This is a genomic window from Streptomyces sp. NPDC060184 (assembly GCF_042728795.1).
Classification (GTDB): Bacteria; Actinomycetota; Actinomycetes; order Streptomycetales; family Streptomycetaceae; genus Streptomyces.
Genome location: NZ_JBHWYX010000011.1, coordinates 42,247 through 56,523, shown reverse-complemented (window position 1 = coordinate 56,523; position 14,277 = coordinate 42,247). Strand labels below are relative to the sequence as shown.

General features: G+C 66.4%; 25 protein-coding genes. All 25 read left to right on the top strand.

Going from position 1 to position 14,277, the window contains the following annotated elements; genetic code table 11:
- The first annotated feature begins 33 nt into the window (after positions 1–33).
- The 25 genes from rplV (at position 34) to truA (ending at position 14,262) form a co-directional block, all read left to right on the top strand.
- Positions 34–381: a 50S ribosomal protein L22 gene (rplV, locus tag ACFWEE_RS09975; protein WP_004571827.1), complete on the top strand. Its 348-nt coding sequence runs from the start codon at positions 34–36 to the stop codon at positions 379–381.
- Positions 381–1,217 carry a 30S ribosomal protein S3 gene (rpsC, locus tag ACFWEE_RS09970; RefSeq protein ID WP_386888022.1) on the top strand — a complete coding sequence of 279 codons (837 nt, stop codon included), beginning with the start codon at positions 381–383 and terminating at the stop codon, positions 1,215–1,217. The genes rplV and rpsC overlap by 1 nt, the downstream gene beginning before the upstream one ends.
- 5 nt (positions 1,218–1,222) lie before the next feature.
- Positions 1,223–1,642 (top strand): 50S ribosomal protein L16, encoded by a 420-nt coding sequence (gene rplP / locus ACFWEE_RS09965; protein WP_003966953.1) that lies wholly within the window; start codon positions 1,223–1,225, stop codon positions 1,640–1,642.
- Positions 1,642–1,866, top strand: coding sequence for a 50S ribosomal protein L29 (gene rpmC / locus ACFWEE_RS09960; RefSeq protein ID WP_014047786.1), 225 nt, complete (start codon positions 1,642–1,644; stop codon positions 1,864–1,866). The genes rplP and rpmC overlap by 1 nt, the downstream gene beginning before the upstream one ends.
- Positions 1,866–2,153 (top strand): 30S ribosomal protein S17, encoded by a 288-nt coding sequence (rpsQ, locus tag ACFWEE_RS09955; protein WP_386888020.1) that lies wholly within the window; start codon positions 1,866–1,868, stop codon positions 2,151–2,153. Before rpmC ends, rpsQ begins: the two co-directional genes overlap by 1 nt.
- 106 nt (positions 2,154–2,259) lie before the next feature.
- Positions 2,260–2,628: a 50S ribosomal protein L14 gene (rplN, locus tag ACFWEE_RS09950; protein WP_003966950.1), complete on the top strand. Its 369-nt coding sequence runs from the start codon at positions 2,260–2,262 to the stop codon at positions 2,626–2,628.
- 2 nt (positions 2,629–2,630) lie between these two features.
- Positions 2,631–2,954, top strand: coding sequence for a 50S ribosomal protein L24 (rplX, locus tag ACFWEE_RS09945; RefSeq protein ID WP_003966949.1), 324 nt, complete (start codon positions 2,631–2,633; stop codon positions 2,952–2,954).
- A complete protein-coding gene (gene rplE, locus ACFWEE_RS09940; RefSeq protein ID WP_006126888.1) occupies positions 2,954–3,511 on the top strand; it encodes a 50S ribosomal protein L5 in 558 nt (185 codons plus the stop codon). The genes rplX and rplE overlap by 1 nt, the downstream gene beginning before the upstream one ends.
- A gap of 2 nt (positions 3,512–3,513) precedes the next feature.
- Positions 3,514–3,699 carry a type Z 30S ribosomal protein S14 gene (locus ACFWEE_RS09935; RefSeq protein ID WP_024491590.1) on the top strand — a complete coding sequence of 62 codons (186 nt, stop codon included), beginning with the start codon at positions 3,514–3,516 and terminating at the stop codon, positions 3,697–3,699.
- 224 nt (positions 3,700–3,923) lie between these two features.
- A complete protein-coding gene (rpsH, locus tag ACFWEE_RS09930; RefSeq protein WP_266705211.1) occupies positions 3,924–4,322 on the top strand; it encodes a 30S ribosomal protein S8 in 399 nt (132 codons plus the stop codon).
- Between the two features lie 22 nt (positions 4,323–4,344).
- Complete coding sequence (gene rplF, locus ACFWEE_RS09925) at positions 4,345–4,884, top strand: 50S ribosomal protein L6 (protein ID WP_327176185.1); 540 nt, start codon at positions 4,345–4,347, stop codon at positions 4,882–4,884.
- Positions 4,885–4,886: 2 nt separating this feature from the next.
- The gene (gene rplR, locus ACFWEE_RS09920; protein WP_266705209.1) at positions 4,887–5,270 is read left to right on the top strand and encodes a 50S ribosomal protein L18; all 384 of its coding nucleotides are present in this window, start codon (positions 4,887–4,889) and stop codon (positions 5,268–5,270) included.
- A 47-nt stretch (positions 5,271–5,317) separates the two neighbouring features.
- Positions 5,318–5,923, top strand: a complete 606-nt coding sequence (rpsE, locus tag ACFWEE_RS09915; RefSeq protein WP_386888018.1) for a 30S ribosomal protein S5 — start codon at positions 5,318–5,320, stop codon at positions 5,921–5,923.
- Positions 5,923–6,105 (top strand): 50S ribosomal protein L30, encoded by a 183-nt coding sequence (rpmD, locus tag ACFWEE_RS09910; protein WP_386888016.1) that lies wholly within the window; start codon positions 5,923–5,925, stop codon positions 6,103–6,105. Before rpsE ends, rpmD begins: the two co-directional genes overlap by 1 nt.
- Before the next feature lies 1 nt (position 6,106).
- Positions 6,107–6,562 carry a 50S ribosomal protein L15 gene (gene rplO, locus ACFWEE_RS09905; RefSeq protein WP_266705201.1) on the top strand — a complete coding sequence of 152 codons (456 nt, stop codon included), beginning with the start codon at positions 6,107–6,109 and terminating at the stop codon, positions 6,560–6,562.
- A 223-nt stretch (positions 6,563–6,785) separates the two neighbouring features.
- Positions 6,786–8,105: a preprotein translocase subunit SecY gene (gene secY, locus ACFWEE_RS09900; RefSeq protein WP_386888015.1), complete on the top strand. Its 1,320-nt coding sequence runs from the start codon at positions 6,786–6,788 to the stop codon at positions 8,103–8,105.
- Positions 8,105–8,761, top strand: coding sequence for an adenylate kinase (locus tag ACFWEE_RS09895; protein WP_386888014.1), 657 nt, complete (start codon positions 8,105–8,107; stop codon positions 8,759–8,761). The genes secY and ACFWEE_RS09895 overlap by 1 nt, the downstream gene beginning before the upstream one ends.
- Positions 8,762–8,912: 151 nt before the next feature.
- Positions 8,913–9,749 (top strand): type I methionyl aminopeptidase, encoded by an 837-nt coding sequence (gene map / locus ACFWEE_RS09890; RefSeq protein ID WP_386888012.1) that lies wholly within the window; start codon positions 8,913–8,915, stop codon positions 9,747–9,749.
- Positions 9,750–9,967: 218 nt separating this feature from the next.
- Positions 9,968–10,189 carry a translation initiation factor IF-1 gene (gene infA, locus ACFWEE_RS09885; protein WP_014047798.1) on the top strand — a complete coding sequence of 74 codons (222 nt, stop codon included), beginning with the start codon at positions 9,968–9,970 and terminating at the stop codon, positions 10,187–10,189.
- 60 nt (positions 10,190–10,249) lie between these two features.
- Positions 10,250–10,363, top strand: coding sequence for a 50S ribosomal protein L36 (gene rpmJ / locus ACFWEE_RS09880; protein WP_003956441.1), 114 nt, complete (start codon positions 10,250–10,252; stop codon positions 10,361–10,363).
- 194 nt (positions 10,364–10,557) lie between these two features.
- Positions 10,558–10,938, top strand: coding sequence for a 30S ribosomal protein S13 (gene rpsM, locus ACFWEE_RS09875; RefSeq protein ID WP_266705192.1), 381 nt, complete (start codon positions 10,558–10,560; stop codon positions 10,936–10,938).
- A 101-nt stretch (positions 10,939–11,039) separates the two neighbouring features.
- Complete coding sequence (gene rpsK / locus ACFWEE_RS09870; protein WP_003956432.1) at positions 11,040–11,444, top strand: 30S ribosomal protein S11; 405 nt, start codon at positions 11,040–11,042, stop codon at positions 11,442–11,444.
- A 142-nt stretch (positions 11,445–11,586) separates the two neighbouring features.
- A complete protein-coding gene (locus tag ACFWEE_RS09865; RefSeq protein ID WP_024755423.1) occupies positions 11,587–12,609 on the top strand; it encodes a DNA-directed RNA polymerase subunit alpha in 1,023 nt (340 codons plus the stop codon).
- A 149-nt stretch (positions 12,610–12,758) separates the two neighbouring features.
- Positions 12,759–13,247 carry a 50S ribosomal protein L17 gene (rplQ, locus tag ACFWEE_RS09860; protein ID WP_386888009.1) on the top strand — a complete coding sequence of 163 codons (489 nt, stop codon included), beginning with the start codon at positions 12,759–12,761 and terminating at the stop codon, positions 13,245–13,247.
- Positions 13,248–13,386: 139 nt separating this feature from the next.
- A complete protein-coding gene (truA, locus tag ACFWEE_RS09855) occupies positions 13,387–14,262 on the top strand; it encodes a tRNA pseudouridine(38-40) synthase TruA (RefSeq protein WP_386888007.1) in 876 nt (291 codons plus the stop codon).
- The last annotated feature ends 15 nt before the right edge of the window (positions 14,263–14,277 follow it).

Below are 14,277 nucleotides of genomic sequence, written 5' to 3'. Positions count from 1 at the left end.
GAAACGACTATGACTCACACCGAAGGGACAACCATGGAAGCCAGGGCCCAGGCGCGGTACATCCGCGTCACGCCCATGAAGGCCCGCCGCGTGGTGGACCTCATCCGTGGCATGGATGCCACGGAGGCTCAGGCGGTCCTGCGTTTCGCCCCGCAGGCCGCGAGCGTGCCGGTTGGCAAGGTGCTTGACAGCGCCATCGCCAACGCAGCACACAACTACGACCACACCGACGCCTCTTCGCTGGTCATCAGCGAGGCGTACGTGGACGAGGGCCCGACCCTGAAGCGGTTCCGTCCGCGTGCTCAGGGCCGTGCCTACCGGATCCGTAAGCGGACCAGCCACATCACCGTGGTCGTCAGCAGCAAGGAAGGAACCCGGTAATGGGCCAGAAGGTAAACCCGCACGGGTTCCGACTCGGCATTACCACGGACTTCAAGTCCCGTTGGTACGCCGACAAGCTGTACAAGGACTACGTCAAGGAAGACGTCGCCATTCGTCGCATGATGACGAAGGGCATGGAGCGCGCCGGCATCTCGAAGGTTGAGATCGAGCGCACCCGCGACCGCGTCCGCGTCGACATCCACACCGCTCGTCCGGGCATCGTCATCGGCCGCCGCGGCGCCGAGGCCGACCGCATCCGCGGCGAGCTGGAGAAGCTGACCGGCAAGCAGGTCCAGCTGAACATCCTCGAGGTCAAGAACCCCGAGGTGGACGCTCAGCTGGTGGCCCAGGCCGTCGCCGAGCAGCTCTCCTCCCGCGTCTCCTTCCGTCGCGCCATGCGTAAGAGCATGCAGAGCTCGATGAAGGCCGGCGCCAAGGGCATCAAGATCCAGTGCGGTGGCCGCCTCGGCGGCGCCGAGATGTCCCGCTCGGAGTTCTACCGCGAGGGCCGCGTGCCCCTGCACACGCTCCGCGCGAACGTCGACTACGGCTTCTTCGAGGCCAAGACGACCTTCGGCCGCATCGGCGTGAAGGTCTGGATCTACAAGGGCGACGTCAAGAACATCGCCGAGGTCCGCGCCGAGAACGCCGCTGCCCGCGCCGGCAACCGCCCGGCCCGTGGCGGCGCTGACCGTCCGGCCGGCCGTGGTGGCCGCGGTGGCGAGCGTGGCGGCCGTGGACGCAAGCCGCAGCAGACCGGCTCGGCAGCCGAGGCCCCCAAGGCCGAGGCTCCCGCCGCCGCTCCGGCTGCTGAGAGCACCGGAACGGAGGCCTGACCGAAATGCTGATCCCCCGTAGGGTCAAGCACCGCAAGCAGCACCACCCGAAGCGCAGCGGTATGTCCAAGGGTGGCACGCAGGTTGCGTTCGGCGAGTACGGCATCCAGGCGCTGACCCCGGCGTACGTGACGAACCGTCAGATCGAGTCCGCTCGTATCGCGATGACCCGTCACATCAAGCGTGGCGGCAAGGTCTGGATCAACATCTACCCGGACCGTCCCCTGACGAAGAAGCCGGCCGAGACCCGCATGGGTTCCGGTAAGGGTTCTCCCGAGTGGTGGATCGCGAACGTCAAGCCGGGTCGGGTGATGTTCGAGCTGTCCTACCCGAACGAGAAGATTGCTCGTGAGGCGCTTACCCGCGCTGCTCACAAGCTTCCGATGAAGTGCCGGATCGTTCGGCGCGAGGCAGGTGAGTCGTGATGTCGGCCGGTACCAAGGCGTCCGAGCTGCGCGAGCTGGGCAATGAGGAGCTCCTCAACAAGCTCCGCGAGGCCAAGGAAGAGCTGTTCAACCTCCGCTTCCAGGCGGCGACGGGACAGCTCGAGAACCACGGTCGGCTCAAGTCCGTCCGTAAGGACATCGCCCGGATCTACACCCTGATGCGCGAGCGCGAGCTGGGCATCGAGACGGTGGAGAGCGTCTGATGAGCGAGAAGACTGTGACTGCTGAGACGAACACCGACCGCGGTTTCCGCAAGACCCGCGAGGGTCTGGTCGTCAGTGACAAGATGGACAAGACCGTCGTCGTCGCTGTCGAGGACCGCGTGAAGCACGCTCTGTACGGCAAGGTCATCCGCCGTACGAACAAGCTCAAGGCTCACGACGAGCAGAACACCGCCGGCGTCGGCGACCGCGTCCTCATCATGGAGACGCGTCCGCTGTCCGCCTCGAAGCGGTGGCGCATCGTCGAGATCCTCGAGAAGGCCAAGTAATTCCTGAGGGGGATTCCCCTCAGGCAGGTTCCGCCAGGCTCGGTGGGGTCCGTTCCGGAGACGGGGCGGCCCCCGCCGGGAACCGGCAGACGATCAGGAGATAGACGTGATCCAGCAGGAGTCGCGACTTCGCGTCGCCGACAACACGGGTGCGAAGGAAATCCTCACCATCCGTGTTCTCGGTGGTTCGGGTCGCCGCTACGCGGGCATCGGTGACGTCATCGTCGCCACCGTCAAGGACGCGATCCCCGGTGGCAACGTGAAGAAGGGTGACGTCGTCAAGGCCGTCATCGTTCGCACCGTCAAGGAGCGTCGTCGTCAGGATGGCTCGTACATCCGCTTCGACGAGAACGCCGCCGTCATTCTGAAGAACGACGGCGACCCCCGCGGCACCCGCATCTTCGGCCCGGTGGGCCGGGAGCTGCGCGAGAAGAAGTTCATGAAGATCATCTCGCTCGCGCCGGAGGTGCTGTAAGCATGAAGATCAAGAAGGGCGACCTGGTTCAGGTCATCACCGGTAAGGACAAGGGCAAGCAGGGCAAGGTCATCGTGGCCTACCCCGCTCAGGACCGCGTCCTCGTCGAGGGTGTCAACCGGGTCAAGAAGCACACCAAGGCCGGTCAGACGGCTCGCGGTTCGCAGACCGGCGGCATCGTCACCACCGAGGCCCCGATTCACGTCAGCAACGTTCAGCTGGTTGTGGAGAAGGACGGCAACAAGGTCGTCACCCGCGTCGGCTACCGCTTTGACGACGAGGGCAACAAGATCCGCGTTGCCAAGCGGACTGGTGAGGACATCTGATGACTGCCACCACTGCGCCGCGTCTCAAGACGCGCTACCGCGAGGAAATCGCCGGCAAGCTGCGTGAGGAGTTCTCGTACGAGAACGTCATGCAGGTTCCCGGCCTGGTCAAGATCGTGGTCAACATGGGTGTGGGCGACGCCGCCCGCGACTCCAAGCTGATCGACGGCGCCGTGCGCGACCTCACCACGATCACCGGCCAGAAGCCCGCCGTTACCAAGGCCCGCAAGTCCATCGCGCAGTTCAAGCTGCGCGAGGGCCAGCCGATCGGCTGCCACGTCACCCTCCGCGGTGACCGGATGTGGGAGTTCCTGGACCGTACGCTGTCGCTCGCGCTGCCGCGTATCCGTGACTTCCGTGGCCTGTCGCCGAAGCAGTTCGACGGCCGTGGTAACTACACCTTCGGTCTCACGGAGCAGGTCATGTTCCACGAGATCGACCAGGACAAGATCGACCGGGTCCGGGGCATGGACATCACCGTGGTCACCACGGCGACCAACGACGACGAGGGTCGTGCCCTCCTTCGTCACCTCGGCTTCCCGTTCAAGGAGAACTGACCGTGGCGAAGAAGTCCCTGATCGCTAAGGCCGCCCGTAAGCCGAAGTTCGGCGTCCGCGGGTACACCCGCTGCCAGCGCTGCGGCCGGCCCCACTCCGTCTACCGCAAGTTCGGCCTGTGCCGCGTGTGCCTTCGTGAGATGGCTCACCGTGGCGAGCTGCCGGGCGTGACCAAGAGCTCCTGGTAACTTCCCCTCGCCCCCTGGGCGTTGGGAAAACCTTGAGACTCTCGGTAAGCATCTGGTCGGCAGGAGCCCGTCCTTTCATGCCGTAGGCTTGAAGGGTTGGGCGCCTGCCGTCCAAGACCGACTTACTACGCCGTAGGTCCCCGCACCGCACCCGTCCCGCCACTGAGCGGGGAGAGGGATGGCGCATACAGGAAACCCCGGCGAGAGAGGCCGAAGGCCAACTCATGACCATGACTGATCCGATCGCAGACATGCTCACGCGTCTGCGTAACGCGAACTCGGCGTACCACGACTCCGTCGTGATGCCGCACAGCAAGATCAAGTCGCACATCGCGGAGATCCTCCAGCAGGAGGGCTTCATCACCGGCTGGAAGGTCGAGGACGCCGAGGTCGGCAAGAACCTCGTGCTCGACCTGAAGTTCGGTCCGAACCGCGAGCGCTCGATCGCCGGCATCAAGCGAATCTCGAAGCCGGGTCTGCGTGTATACGCAAAGTCCACCAACCTGCCGAAGGTCCTCGGCGGCCTGGGCGTGGCGATCATCTCCACGTCCCACGGTCTCCTGACCGGCCAGCAGGCCAGCAAGAAGGGCGTAGGTGGGGAAGTCCTCGCCTACGTCTGGTAGTCGGGAATCGGAGGAATAGCTCATGTCGCGAATCGGCAAGCTCCCCATTCAGGTTCCCGCCGGTGTGGACGTCACCATCGATGGCCGCACGGTCGCGGTGAAGGGCCCCAAGGGTTCCCTCACGCACACCGTTGCCGCGCCGATCGAGGTCACCAAGGGTGAGGACGGCGTTCTGAACGTCGTCCGCCCGAACGACGAGCGTCAGAACAAGGCCCTTCACGGCCTGTCCCGCACGCTGGTGGCGAACATGATCACCGGCGTGACCCAGGGATACAGCAAGGCGCTCGAAATCAGCGGTGTCGGTTACCGCGTCCAGGCGAAGGGCTCCAACCTGGAGTTCGCCCTGGGCTACAGCCACCCGATCCTCATCGAGGCTCCGGAGGGCATCACCTTCAAGGTCGAGTCGCCCACGAAGCTCAGCGTCGAGGGTATCGACAAGCAGAAGGTCGGCGAGGTGGCCGCCAACATCCGCAAGCTGCGGAAGCCCGACCCGTACAAGGCCAAGGGCGTCAAGTACGCGGGCGAGGTCATCCGCCGCAAGGTCGGAAAGGCTGGTAAGTAGCCATGGCATACGGCGTGAAGATCGCCAAGGGCGACGCGTACAAGCGCGCTGCCCGCAAGCGGCGCCACATCCGCGTCCGCAAGCACGTCTCCGGTTCGCCGGAGCGTCCCCGCCTCGTCGTGACGCGTTCCAACCGTCACATCGTGGCCCAGGTCATCGACGACATCGCGGGCCACACGCTCGCGTCGGCGTCGACCCTGGACGTCTCCATCCGTGGTGGCGAGGGTGACAAGAGCGCTCAGGCCCAGCAGGTCGGCGCCCTGGTCGCCGAGCGCGCCAAGGCTGCAGGCGTCGAGGCCGTCGTGTTTGACCGCGGTGGTAACCAGTACGCCGGGCGGATTGCCGCTCTGGCTGACGCCGCCCGTGAAGCCGGGCTGAAGTTCTAAGCCCCGGTTCCTACGCACAGCGGACGTAACAGAGAGAGGTAATTCCAATGGCTGGACCCCAGCGCCGCGGAAGCGGTGCCGGTGGCGGCGAGCGGCGGGACCGGAAGGGCCGTGACGGTGGCCCCAGCGCCGCCGAGAAGACCGCGTACGTTGAGCGCGTTGTCGCGATCAACCGCGTCGCCAAGGTTGTGAAGGGTGGTCGTCGCTTCAGCTTCACCGCGCTGGTCGTGGTGGGCGATGGTGACGGCACCGTGGGTGTCGGTTACGGCAAGGCCAAGGAAGTTCCCGCGGCCATCGCCAAGGGCGTCGAAGAGGCCAAGAAGAGCTTCTTCAAGGTCCCGCGTATCCAGGGCACCATCCCTCACCCGATCACGGGTGAGCGTGCCGCGGGCGTCGTGCTGCTGAAGCCGGCTTCCCCCGGTACCGGTGTTATCGCCGGTGGCCCGGTGCGCGCCGTTCTGGAGTGCGCCGGCGTTCACGACATCCTGTCGAAGTCGCTCGGTTCTTCGAACGCGATCAACATCGTGCACGCGACCGTGGCGGCCCTCAAGGGCCTGCAGCGTCCCGAGGAGATCGCGGCCCGCCGCGGTCTGCCCCTCGAGGACGTCGCTCCCGCGGCTCTGCTTCGTGCGCGTGCCGGGGCTGGTGCGTAATGGCCAGCCTCAAGATCACGCAGACGAAGTCGTACATCGGCAGCAAGCAGAACCACCGCGACACCCTGCGTTCGCTCGGGCTCAAGCGCCTGAACGACTCGGTTGTCAAGGAGGACCGCCCCGAGTTCCGCGGAATGGTGCACACCGTCCGCCACCTCGTGACGGTTGAGGAGGTTGACTGACATGGCGGAGAACAGCCCGCTGAAGGCCCACAACCTCCGGCCTGCCCCGGGCGCCAAGACCGCCAAGACCCGTGTGGGTCGTGGTGAGGCGTCCAAGGGTAAGACCGCAGGTCGTGGTACCAAGGGAACGAAGGCTCGTTACCAGGTTCCGCAGCGCTTCGAGGGTGGCCAGATGCCCCTCCACATGCGCCTGCCGAAGCTGAAGGGCTTCAAGAACCCGTTCCGCACGGAGTACCAGGTCGTGAACCTGGACAAGCTCGCGACGCTCTACCCCGAGGGTGGAGAGGTCACGGTGGCCGACCTGGTCGCCAAGGGTGCCGTGCGCAACAACCACCTCGTCAAGGTCCTCGGACAGGGCGAGATCTCCGTGGCGCTGCAGGTTTCGGTTGACGCCGTCTCCGGCTCCGCCAAGGAGAAGATTGCCGCCGCCGGCGGCACCGTCACCGAGCTCGTCTGAGACAACTCGGACAACTCGATGTACTGAACACCCGACCGGGGATGTCTCTTCAAGAGGCATCCCCGGTTGGTCGTTCCTAGGGGGGCATGGTCGCCGGTAAGGTGGCGTTCGTTGTGTGTGCTATCCCCTCGGGCACTCGCCCTGGGACACTTTGACTTTTTTGTATCCGTCGAACCTCAAGACCGTCACCTCTACGCATAGCGCGGGGGTCGCAGGAGGCACCGTGCTCACCGCGTTCGCCCGGGCGTTCAAGACGCCCGACCTGCGCAAGAAGCTGCTCTTCACGCTCGGCATCATCGTTCTCTATCGGCTCGGGGCCCACATCCCCGTACCGGGAGTGAGTTACGAGAACGTCCAGACCTGTGTTGACCAGGCCAGCAAGGGCAACAACAGCCTCTTCGGTCTGGTGAACATGTTCAGCGGTGGTGCACTGCTGCAGATCACGATCTTCGCGCTCGGCATCATGCCGTACATCACGGCCAGCATCATTCTTCAGCTGCTGACCGTGGTCATCCCCCGACTGGAGGCCCTCAAGAAGGAGGGGCAGTCCGGGCAGACCAAGATCACCCAGTACACGCGTTACCTCACGGTCGCGCTGGCCATCCTCCAGGGCACCGGCCTGGTGGCCACCGCCCGCAGCGGCGCGCTCTTCAGCAGCTGCTCGGTGGGCGACCAGATCGTCCCCAACCAGTCGATCTTCACCACGATCGTCATGGTCATCACGATGACGGCCGGCACCGCCGCCGTCATGTGGCTCGGTGAGCTCATCACCGACCGCGGCATCGGCAACGGCATGTCGATCCTGATGTTCATCTCGATCGCCGCCAGCTTCCCGAGCGCCCTGTGGGCCATCAAGGAGAGCGGCAAGCTCGCCGACGGCTGGATCGAGTTCGGCACGGTCATCCTGATCGGCTTCGTGATGGTCGGCCTCGTCGTCTTCGTCGAGCAGGCCCAGCGCCGCATCCCGGTGCAGTACGCGAAGCGCATGATCGGGCGCCGTTCCTACGGCGGTACTTCCACGTACATCCCGCTCAAGGTGAACCAGGCGGGCGTCATCCCCGTCATCTTCGCCTCGTCGCTGCTCTACATCCCGGCCCTGATCGTCCAGTTCTCCAACTCCAACGCGGGCTGGGCGAACTGGATCAAGGACCACTTCGTCAAGGGCGACCACCCGTACTACATCGCGTCCTACTTCCTCCTGATCGTCTTCTTCGCGTTCTTCTACGTGGCGATCTCGTTCAACCCCGAAGAAGTAGCCGACAACATGAAGAAGTATGGTGGGTTCATCCCGGGTATCCGGGCAGGTCGACCTACAGCCGAGTATCTGAGCTACGTGCTCAACAGGATCACTTGGCCGGGCTCGCTGTACCTGGGCCTGATCGCTCTGGTGCCGACGATGGCGTTGGCAGGCTTCGGCGGTGCGAACCAGAACTTCCCGTTCGGCGGGACGAGCATCCTCATCATCGTGGGTGTGGGTCTGGAAACCGTGAAGCAGATCGAGAGTCAGCTCCAGCAGCGCAATTACGAAGGGTTCCTCCGCTGATGCGAATCGTCCTCGTCGGGCCTCCTGGTGCCGGCAAGGGAACGCAGGCCGCGTACCTTGCCAAGAACCTGTCGATTCCGCACATCTCCACGGGCGACCTCTTCCGCGCCAACATCAGCCAGGGCACCGACCTTGGCAAGCAGGCCCGGTCCTACATGGACAAGGGCCAGCTGGTGCCGGACGAGGTGACCATCGCGATGGCCAAGGACCGCATGTCCCAGGCGGACGCGGTGGGCGGCTTCCTCCTCGATGGCTTCCCGCGCAACGTCGGCCAGGCCGAGGCGCTGGACGAGATGCTCAAGAGCGAGGGCCTGTCCCTCGACGCGGTACTCGACCTTGAGGTCCCCGAGGACGAGGTCGTGAAGCGGATCGCGGGTCGCCGCATCTGCCGCAACGACAGCTCGCACGTCTTCCACGTCGCGTACAACCAGCCGAAGACCGAGGGCGTCTGCGACGCCTGCGGCGGCGAGCTGTACCAGCGGGACGACGACAGCGAGGAGACGGTCCGCACGCGTCTCGAGGTCTACCACTCGCAGACCGAGCCGATCATCGACTACTACCGTGAGCAGGGGCTGGTCGTGACCATCCCCGCCCTCGGCAAGGTCACCGAGGTGACCGAGCGGGCCATGGCGGCGCTCAAGTCCGACGAGGGCTGAGCACCACCCACGCAGTAACTTCCACAGCCGGCCGCGGTGCCCCAGGGCGCCGCGGCCGGCTGTTTGTCGCCGTATCGTGGATGGACGGCCGAGCCCCCGTCCCCCGGGACGGCCCCGTCCCCCAGAAGCAGACGCAGAGAGGCGCCCAGCAATGGTGCAGATCAAGACCCCGGAGCAGATCGCCAAGATGCGTGAGGCGGGCCTCGTGGTCGCCGCCATTCACGCCGCCACCCGCGAGGCCGCCGTTCCGGGCGCCTCCACCCACGACCTGGACCAGGTCGCACGCAAGGTGATCGCCGACCACGGGGCGAAGTCGAACTTCCTCGGGTACGGCGGATTCCCCGCGACCATCTGCACCTCGGTGAACGAGGTCGTCGTCCACGGCATCCCGGACGAGAAGACCGTCCTCAAGGACGGCGACATCATCTCCATCGACTGCGGCGCGATCGTGGACGGCTGGCACGGCGACGCCGCGTACACGGCCTTCGTGGGCGGCGGGCACGCTCCGGAGCTGATCGAGCTCTCCCGGGTCACCGAGGAGTCGATGTGGGCCGGTATCGCCGCGATGAAGGTGAACAACCGGCTCGTCGACATCTCCAAGGCCATCGAGGGCTACATCCGCCGCCAGCCCCGCCCGGCCACCGGCAAGTACGGGATCATCGAGGACTACGGCGGCCACGGCATCGGCACCGAGATGCACATGGACCCGCACCTGCTGAACTACGTCTCCCGCAAGCGCGGCAAGGGCATCAAGCTGGTCCCGGGCGTCTGCCTCGCGATCGAGCCGATGGTCTCGCTCGGCACCGCGCAGACGAAGGTGCTCAGCGACGACTGGACCGTGCTGACCACCGACGGCAGCTGGTCCTCGCACTGGGAGCACTCCATCGCGCTGACCGAGCAGGGCCCGCTGGTGCTGACCGCCCCGGACGGCGGCCGGGAGAAGCTGGCGCAGTACGGCGTCGAGGCCGCCCCGGACCCGCTGGCCTGAGCCTCCTACGCTCCGGCCCGGGCGCGTTTCCCGGCGCCGGACGATCCCGCCGCCCGTTCGGGCATAAGGATCACGGCCGGTGGGCAAACTTGACGGATTCGTCTTTTGGGGTCCGCTGACGTAGACTGACTCGTCGGCTCTCGTGCATCCGTGTGTCCACTTGGTGGTCGCAGGGCAGAGCGGGAGTCGATCAAGGTAGCCGATTCGAAAGGCGAAGCGTGGCCAAGAAGCAAGGTGCCATCGAAATCGAGGGCACCGTGATCGAGTCCCTCCCGAACGCCATGTTCCGGGTGGAGCTCCAGAACGGTCACAAGGTCCTCGCGCACATCAGCGGCAAGATGCGGATGCACTACATCCGTATCCTCCCCGATGACCGGGTCGTGGTGGAGCTCTCTCCGTACGACCTGACGCGTGGCCGGATCGTCTACCGGTACAAGTAGATCTTGCCCCTGCCCCGCTTCGGCGTGGTGATGGCACTGACCCGGAGAACCTGACATCCCATGAAGGTCAAGCCGAGCGTCAAGAAGATCTGCGACAAGTGCAAGGTGATCCGCCGTCACGGCCGGGTCATGGTCATCTGCGACAACCTGCGCCACAAGCAGCGCCAGGGCTGACGCACGACCCCCTGCATCTCGCAGTTCTTCGCGCGACGCACGTAATACGTACATACGCAGTGCCCGTCCAAGCCACGGCTGACGACACCTCCGGCGGGGGCCGGGGACCCGGGCGTACCACCGTCTCTCATCGACGGTCGGCGATCGGGAGCGGCACTGTGGAAGACCCCCGACTTAACAACTGGAGCCATTGAATGGCACGCGTTTCAGGTGTTGACATCCCGCGCGAAAAGCGCGTGGAGGTTGCCCTCACCTACGTCTTCGGCATCGGGCGCACCCGGTCCAAGGAGATCCTCGCCGCGACCGGCGTGAACCCGAACACCCGCGTTCGTGACCTGGCCGAAGAGGACCTCGTCAAGATCCGCGAGTTCGTCGACGCCAACCTGCGCACCGAGGGTGACCTCCGCCGCGAGATCCAGGGCGACATCCGCCGCAAGATCGAGATCGGCTGCTACCAGGGCATTCGCCACCGTCGTGGCCTGCCGGTGCACGGTCAGCGCACCAGCACGAACGCGCGTACCCGCAAGGGCCCGCGTCGCGCCATCGCCGGTAAGAAGAAGCCGGGCAAGAAGTAGTCCTCAGCGGACGCACTGCGCGGTCCGGACATCCGGCCGAGCAGCAACCAGCGGTCTTCGCTGTAGGACCGATCACCTCCCCTCTCCATCTGGAGTAAGACATGCCCCCCAAGGGTCGTCAGGGCGCAGCCAAGAAGGTGCGTCGCAAGGAAAAGAAGAACGTCGCTCACGGCCACGCGCACATCAAGAGCACGTTCAACAACACCATCGTCTCGATCACGGACCCCTCGGGCAACGTGATCTCCTGGGCCTCCGCCGGCCACGTCGGCTTCAAGGGCTCGCGCAAGTCCACCCCCTTCGCCGCGCAGATGGCCGCCGAGTCGGCCGCCCGCCGCGCGCAGGAGCACGGCATGCGCAAGGTCGACGTCTTCGTCAAGGGTCCGGGCTCCGGCCGCGAGACCGCGATCCGCTCCCTGCAGGCCACGGGCCTCGAGGTCGGTTCGATCCAGGACGTCACCCCGACGCCGCACAACGGCTGCCGTCCGCCGAAGCGTCGCCGCGTCTGACGCATGACGGCCGGTGACGGCCGTCTGTGTTCACGCACACCTGTGGGACCGGGCGGTACCTCCCTTCGGGGGCGTACCGCCCGTACCCTTGTTGTATCTGTCGGGCATCAAATAGTGGGTGCCCACGACTGAAGGAATCAGCATGCTGATCGCTCAGCGCCCGTCGCTGACCGAAGAGGTCGTCGACGAGTTCCGCTCCCGGTTCGTCATCGAGCCGCTCGAGCCCGGTTTCGGTTACACCCTCGGCAACTCCCTGCGCCGTACCCTCCTCTCCTCGATCCCCGGTGCCGCTGTCACCAGCATCCGGATCGACGGTGTCCTGCACGAGTTCACCACCGTGCCGGGCGTCAAGGAGGACGTGACCGACCTCATCCTCAACATCAAGCAGCTGGTCGTCTCCTCGGAGCACGACGAGCCGGTCGTGATGTACCTGCGCAAGCAGGGTCCCGGCCTGGTCACCGCTGCCGACATCGCGCCGCCGGCCGGCGTCGAGGTCCACAACCCCGACCTCGTCCTCGCCACGCTGAACGGCAAGGGCAAGCTGGAGATGGAGCTGACCGTCGAGCGCGGTCGCGGCTACGTCTCCGCCGTCCAGAACAAGCAGGCGGGCCAGGAGATCGGCCGCATCCCGGTCGACTCCATCTACTCGCCGGTGCTCAAGGTCACGTACAAGGTCGAGGCGACCCGTGTCGAGCAGCGCACCGACTTCGACAAGCTGATCGTCGACGTCGAGACCAAGCAGGCCATGCGTCCCCGTGACGCCATGGCGTCGGCCGGTAAGACCCTGGTCGAGCTGTTCGGCCTGGCGCGCGAGCTCAACATCGACGCCGAGGGCATCGACATGGGCCCGTCGCCGACGGACGCCGCGCTCGCGGCCGACCTGGCGCTGCCGATCGAGGAGCTGGAGCTCACGGTCCGCTCGTACAACTGCCTCAAGCGCGAGGGCATCCACTCCGTGGGTGAGCTCGTGGCGCGTTCCGAGGCCGACCTGCTCGACATCCGCAACTTCGGTGCGAAGTCGATCGACGAGGTCAAGGCGAAGCTGGCCGGCATGGGCCTGGCCCTCAAGGACAGCCCGCCCGGATTCGACCCGACCGCCGCCGCCGACGCCTTCGGCGCCGACGACGACGCGGACGCGGGCTTCGTCGAGACCGAGCAGTACTAGAACGCCCCCGGTCGGGCCGGCGCCTCGGTGCCGGCCCTTCCGTGAGGACCCCCCCGGTCCTCGAACCACCGACTTCCGCGGAGCGACCGCTTCACGGGAACTGACACCGGTACCTGATACGGCCGGTGCAGCACACAAGGAGAAACACCATGCCGCGTCCCGCCAAGGGTGCACGTCTGGGCGGCAGCGCCGCGCACGAGCGTCTGCTGCTCGCGAACCTCGCGAAGTCGCTGTTCGAGCACGGCCGCATCACGACGACCGAGGCCAAGGCCCGTCGTCTGCGCCCCGTCGCCGAGCGTCTCGTCACGAAGGCGAAGAAGGGCGACATCCACAACCGTCGCCTGGTGCTCCAGACGATCACGGACAAGAGCATCGTCCACACGCTCTTCACCGAGATCGCCCCCCGGTACGAGAACCGCCCCGGTGGTTACACCCGTATCACCAAGATCGGCAACCGTCGTGGCGACAACGCCCCGATGGCGGTCATCGAGCTCGTCGAGGCCCTGACCGTGGCCCAGCAGGCCACCGGTGAGGCCGAGGCCGCCACCAAGCGTGCGGTCAAGGAGGACGCGGCCAAGGCCGAGTCCGTCGAGGACGCCAAGCCGGCCGAGGCCGACACGGAGTCCAAGGACGCCTGAGCGTTCTGAGACCACTGTTCGGGCCCGCATCACCCTTCGGGGCGGTGCGGGCCCGTTCCGTTTCTGCGGTCCCCGCGTTCCTCGCGGGTTCCGCGACTTCTGGGATTTCTGCGATTTCTGGGATTGAGAGGACGCACGGGTGAGCGACGAGCCAGAGCCCGGTTCCGTACGCGTACGGCTGGACCTGTCCTACGACGGCAAGGACTTCTCCGGCTGGGCGAAGCAGACCTCCCGGCGGACGGTGCAGGGGGAGATCGAGGACGCGCTGCGCACGGTGACCCGCTCCTCGCGCACGTACGACCTGACGGTGGCGGGGCGTACGGACGCCGGGGTGCACGCCCGGGGGCAGGTCGCGCACGTCGATCTGCCGGCCGAGGTGTGGGAGGAGCACCGGGAGAAGCTGCTGCGCCGCATGGCGGGGCGGCTGCCGCTGGACGTGCGGATCTGGCGGGCGGGCGAGGCCCCGGCGGGGTTCAACGCCCGCTTCTCCGCGATGCACCGGCGGTACGCCTACCGGGTCGCCGACCGCCCCGGCGGGGTCGACCCGCTGACGCGCGGTCACGTGCTGTGGCACGACCGGCCGTTGGATCTCGACGCGATGAACGAGGCGGCGGCGCCCATGGTCGGTGAGCACGACTTCGCGGCGTACTGCAAGAAGCGCGAGGGTGCGACGACCATCCGTACGCTGCAGAAGCTGAGTTGGGTACGTGACGAGGAGTCGGGTGTCCTGACGGCGACCGTCCAGGCCGACGCCTTCTGCCACAACATGGTGCGCGCGCTGATCGGCGCCGCCCTGTTCGTGGGCGACGGCCGGCGACCCGCACCCTGGCCCGCCGAGGTGCTGGCGGCGAAGGTGCGGGACCCCGGCGTCCACGTGGTGAAGCCGCACGGCCTCACCCTGGAGGAAGTGGCCTACCCGGCCGACGAGTTGCTGGCGGCCCGTGCCCAGGAGGCCCGTAACGTGCGGTCGTTGCCCGACGGCAGCGTGGACCCGGACGGCTTCGGCTGCTGCTGAGCCGCTCCCGCCGAG

Bases quoted from the DNA above. Each gene is read 5' to 3' on its own strand.
- rplF (WP_327176185.1), top strand. From the start codon at position 4,345: ATGTCGCGAATCGGCAAGCTCCCCATTCAGGTTCCCGCCGGTGTGGAC.
- rpsE (WP_386888018.1), top strand. From the start codon at position 5,318: ATGGCTGGACCCCAGCGCCGCGGAAGCGGTGCCGGTGGCGGCGAGCGG.
- rpsC (WP_386888022.1), top strand. From the start codon at position 381: ATGGGCCAGAAGGTAAACCCGCACGGGTTCCGACTCGGCATTACCACG.
- rpmD (WP_386888016.1), top strand. From the start codon at position 5,923: ATGGCCAGCCTCAAGATCACGCAGACGAAGTCGTACATCGGCAGCAAG.
- rplX (WP_003966949.1), top strand. From the start codon at position 2,631: ATGAAGATCAAGAAGGGCGACCTGGTTCAGGTCATCACCGGTAAGGAC.
- rplP (WP_003966953.1), top strand. From the start codon at position 1,223: ATGCTGATCCCCCGTAGGGTCAAGCACCGCAAGCAGCACCACCCGAAG.
- rpsM (WP_266705192.1), top strand. From the start codon at position 10,558: ATGGCACGCGTTTCAGGTGTTGACATCCCGCGCGAAAAGCGCGTGGAG.
- rplQ (WP_386888009.1), top strand. From the start codon at position 12,759: ATGCCGCGTCCCGCCAAGGGTGCACGTCTGGGCGGCAGCGCCGCGCAC.
- ACFWEE_RS09865 (WP_024755423.1), top strand. From the start codon at position 11,587: ATGCTGATCGCTCAGCGCCCGTCGCTGACCGAAGAGGTCGTCGACGAG.
- rplR (WP_266705209.1), top strand. From the start codon at position 4,887: ATGGCATACGGCGTGAAGATCGCCAAGGGCGACGCGTACAAGCGCGCT.
- rpsH (WP_266705211.1), top strand. From the start codon at position 3,924: ATGACCATGACTGATCCGATCGCAGACATGCTCACGCGTCTGCGTAAC.
- rpsQ (WP_386888020.1), top strand. From the start codon at position 1,866: ATGAGCGAGAAGACTGTGACTGCTGAGACGAACACCGACCGCGGTTTC.
- rplE (WP_006126888.1), top strand. From the start codon at position 2,954: ATGACTGCCACCACTGCGCCGCGTCTCAAGACGCGCTACCGCGAGGAA.
- rplV (WP_004571827.1), top strand. From the start codon at position 34: ATGGAAGCCAGGGCCCAGGCGCGGTACATCCGCGTCACGCCCATGAAG.
- map (WP_386888012.1), top strand. From the start codon at position 8,913: ATGGTGCAGATCAAGACCCCGGAGCAGATCGCCAAGATGCGTGAGGCG.
- rpmC (WP_014047786.1), top strand. From the start codon at position 1,642: ATGTCGGCCGGTACCAAGGCGTCCGAGCTGCGCGAGCTGGGCAATGAG.
- rpmJ (WP_003956441.1), top strand. From the start codon at position 10,250: ATGAAGGTCAAGCCGAGCGTCAAGAAGATCTGCGACAAGTGCAAGGTG.
- ACFWEE_RS09895 (WP_386888014.1), top strand. From the start codon at position 8,105: ATGCGAATCGTCCTCGTCGGGCCTCCTGGTGCCGGCAAGGGAACGCAG.
- rplO (WP_266705201.1), top strand. From the start codon at position 6,107: ATGGCGGAGAACAGCCCGCTGAAGGCCCACAACCTCCGGCCTGCCCCG.
- rpsK (WP_003956432.1), top strand. From the start codon at position 11,040: ATGCCCCCCAAGGGTCGTCAGGGCGCAGCCAAGAAGGTGCGTCGCAAG.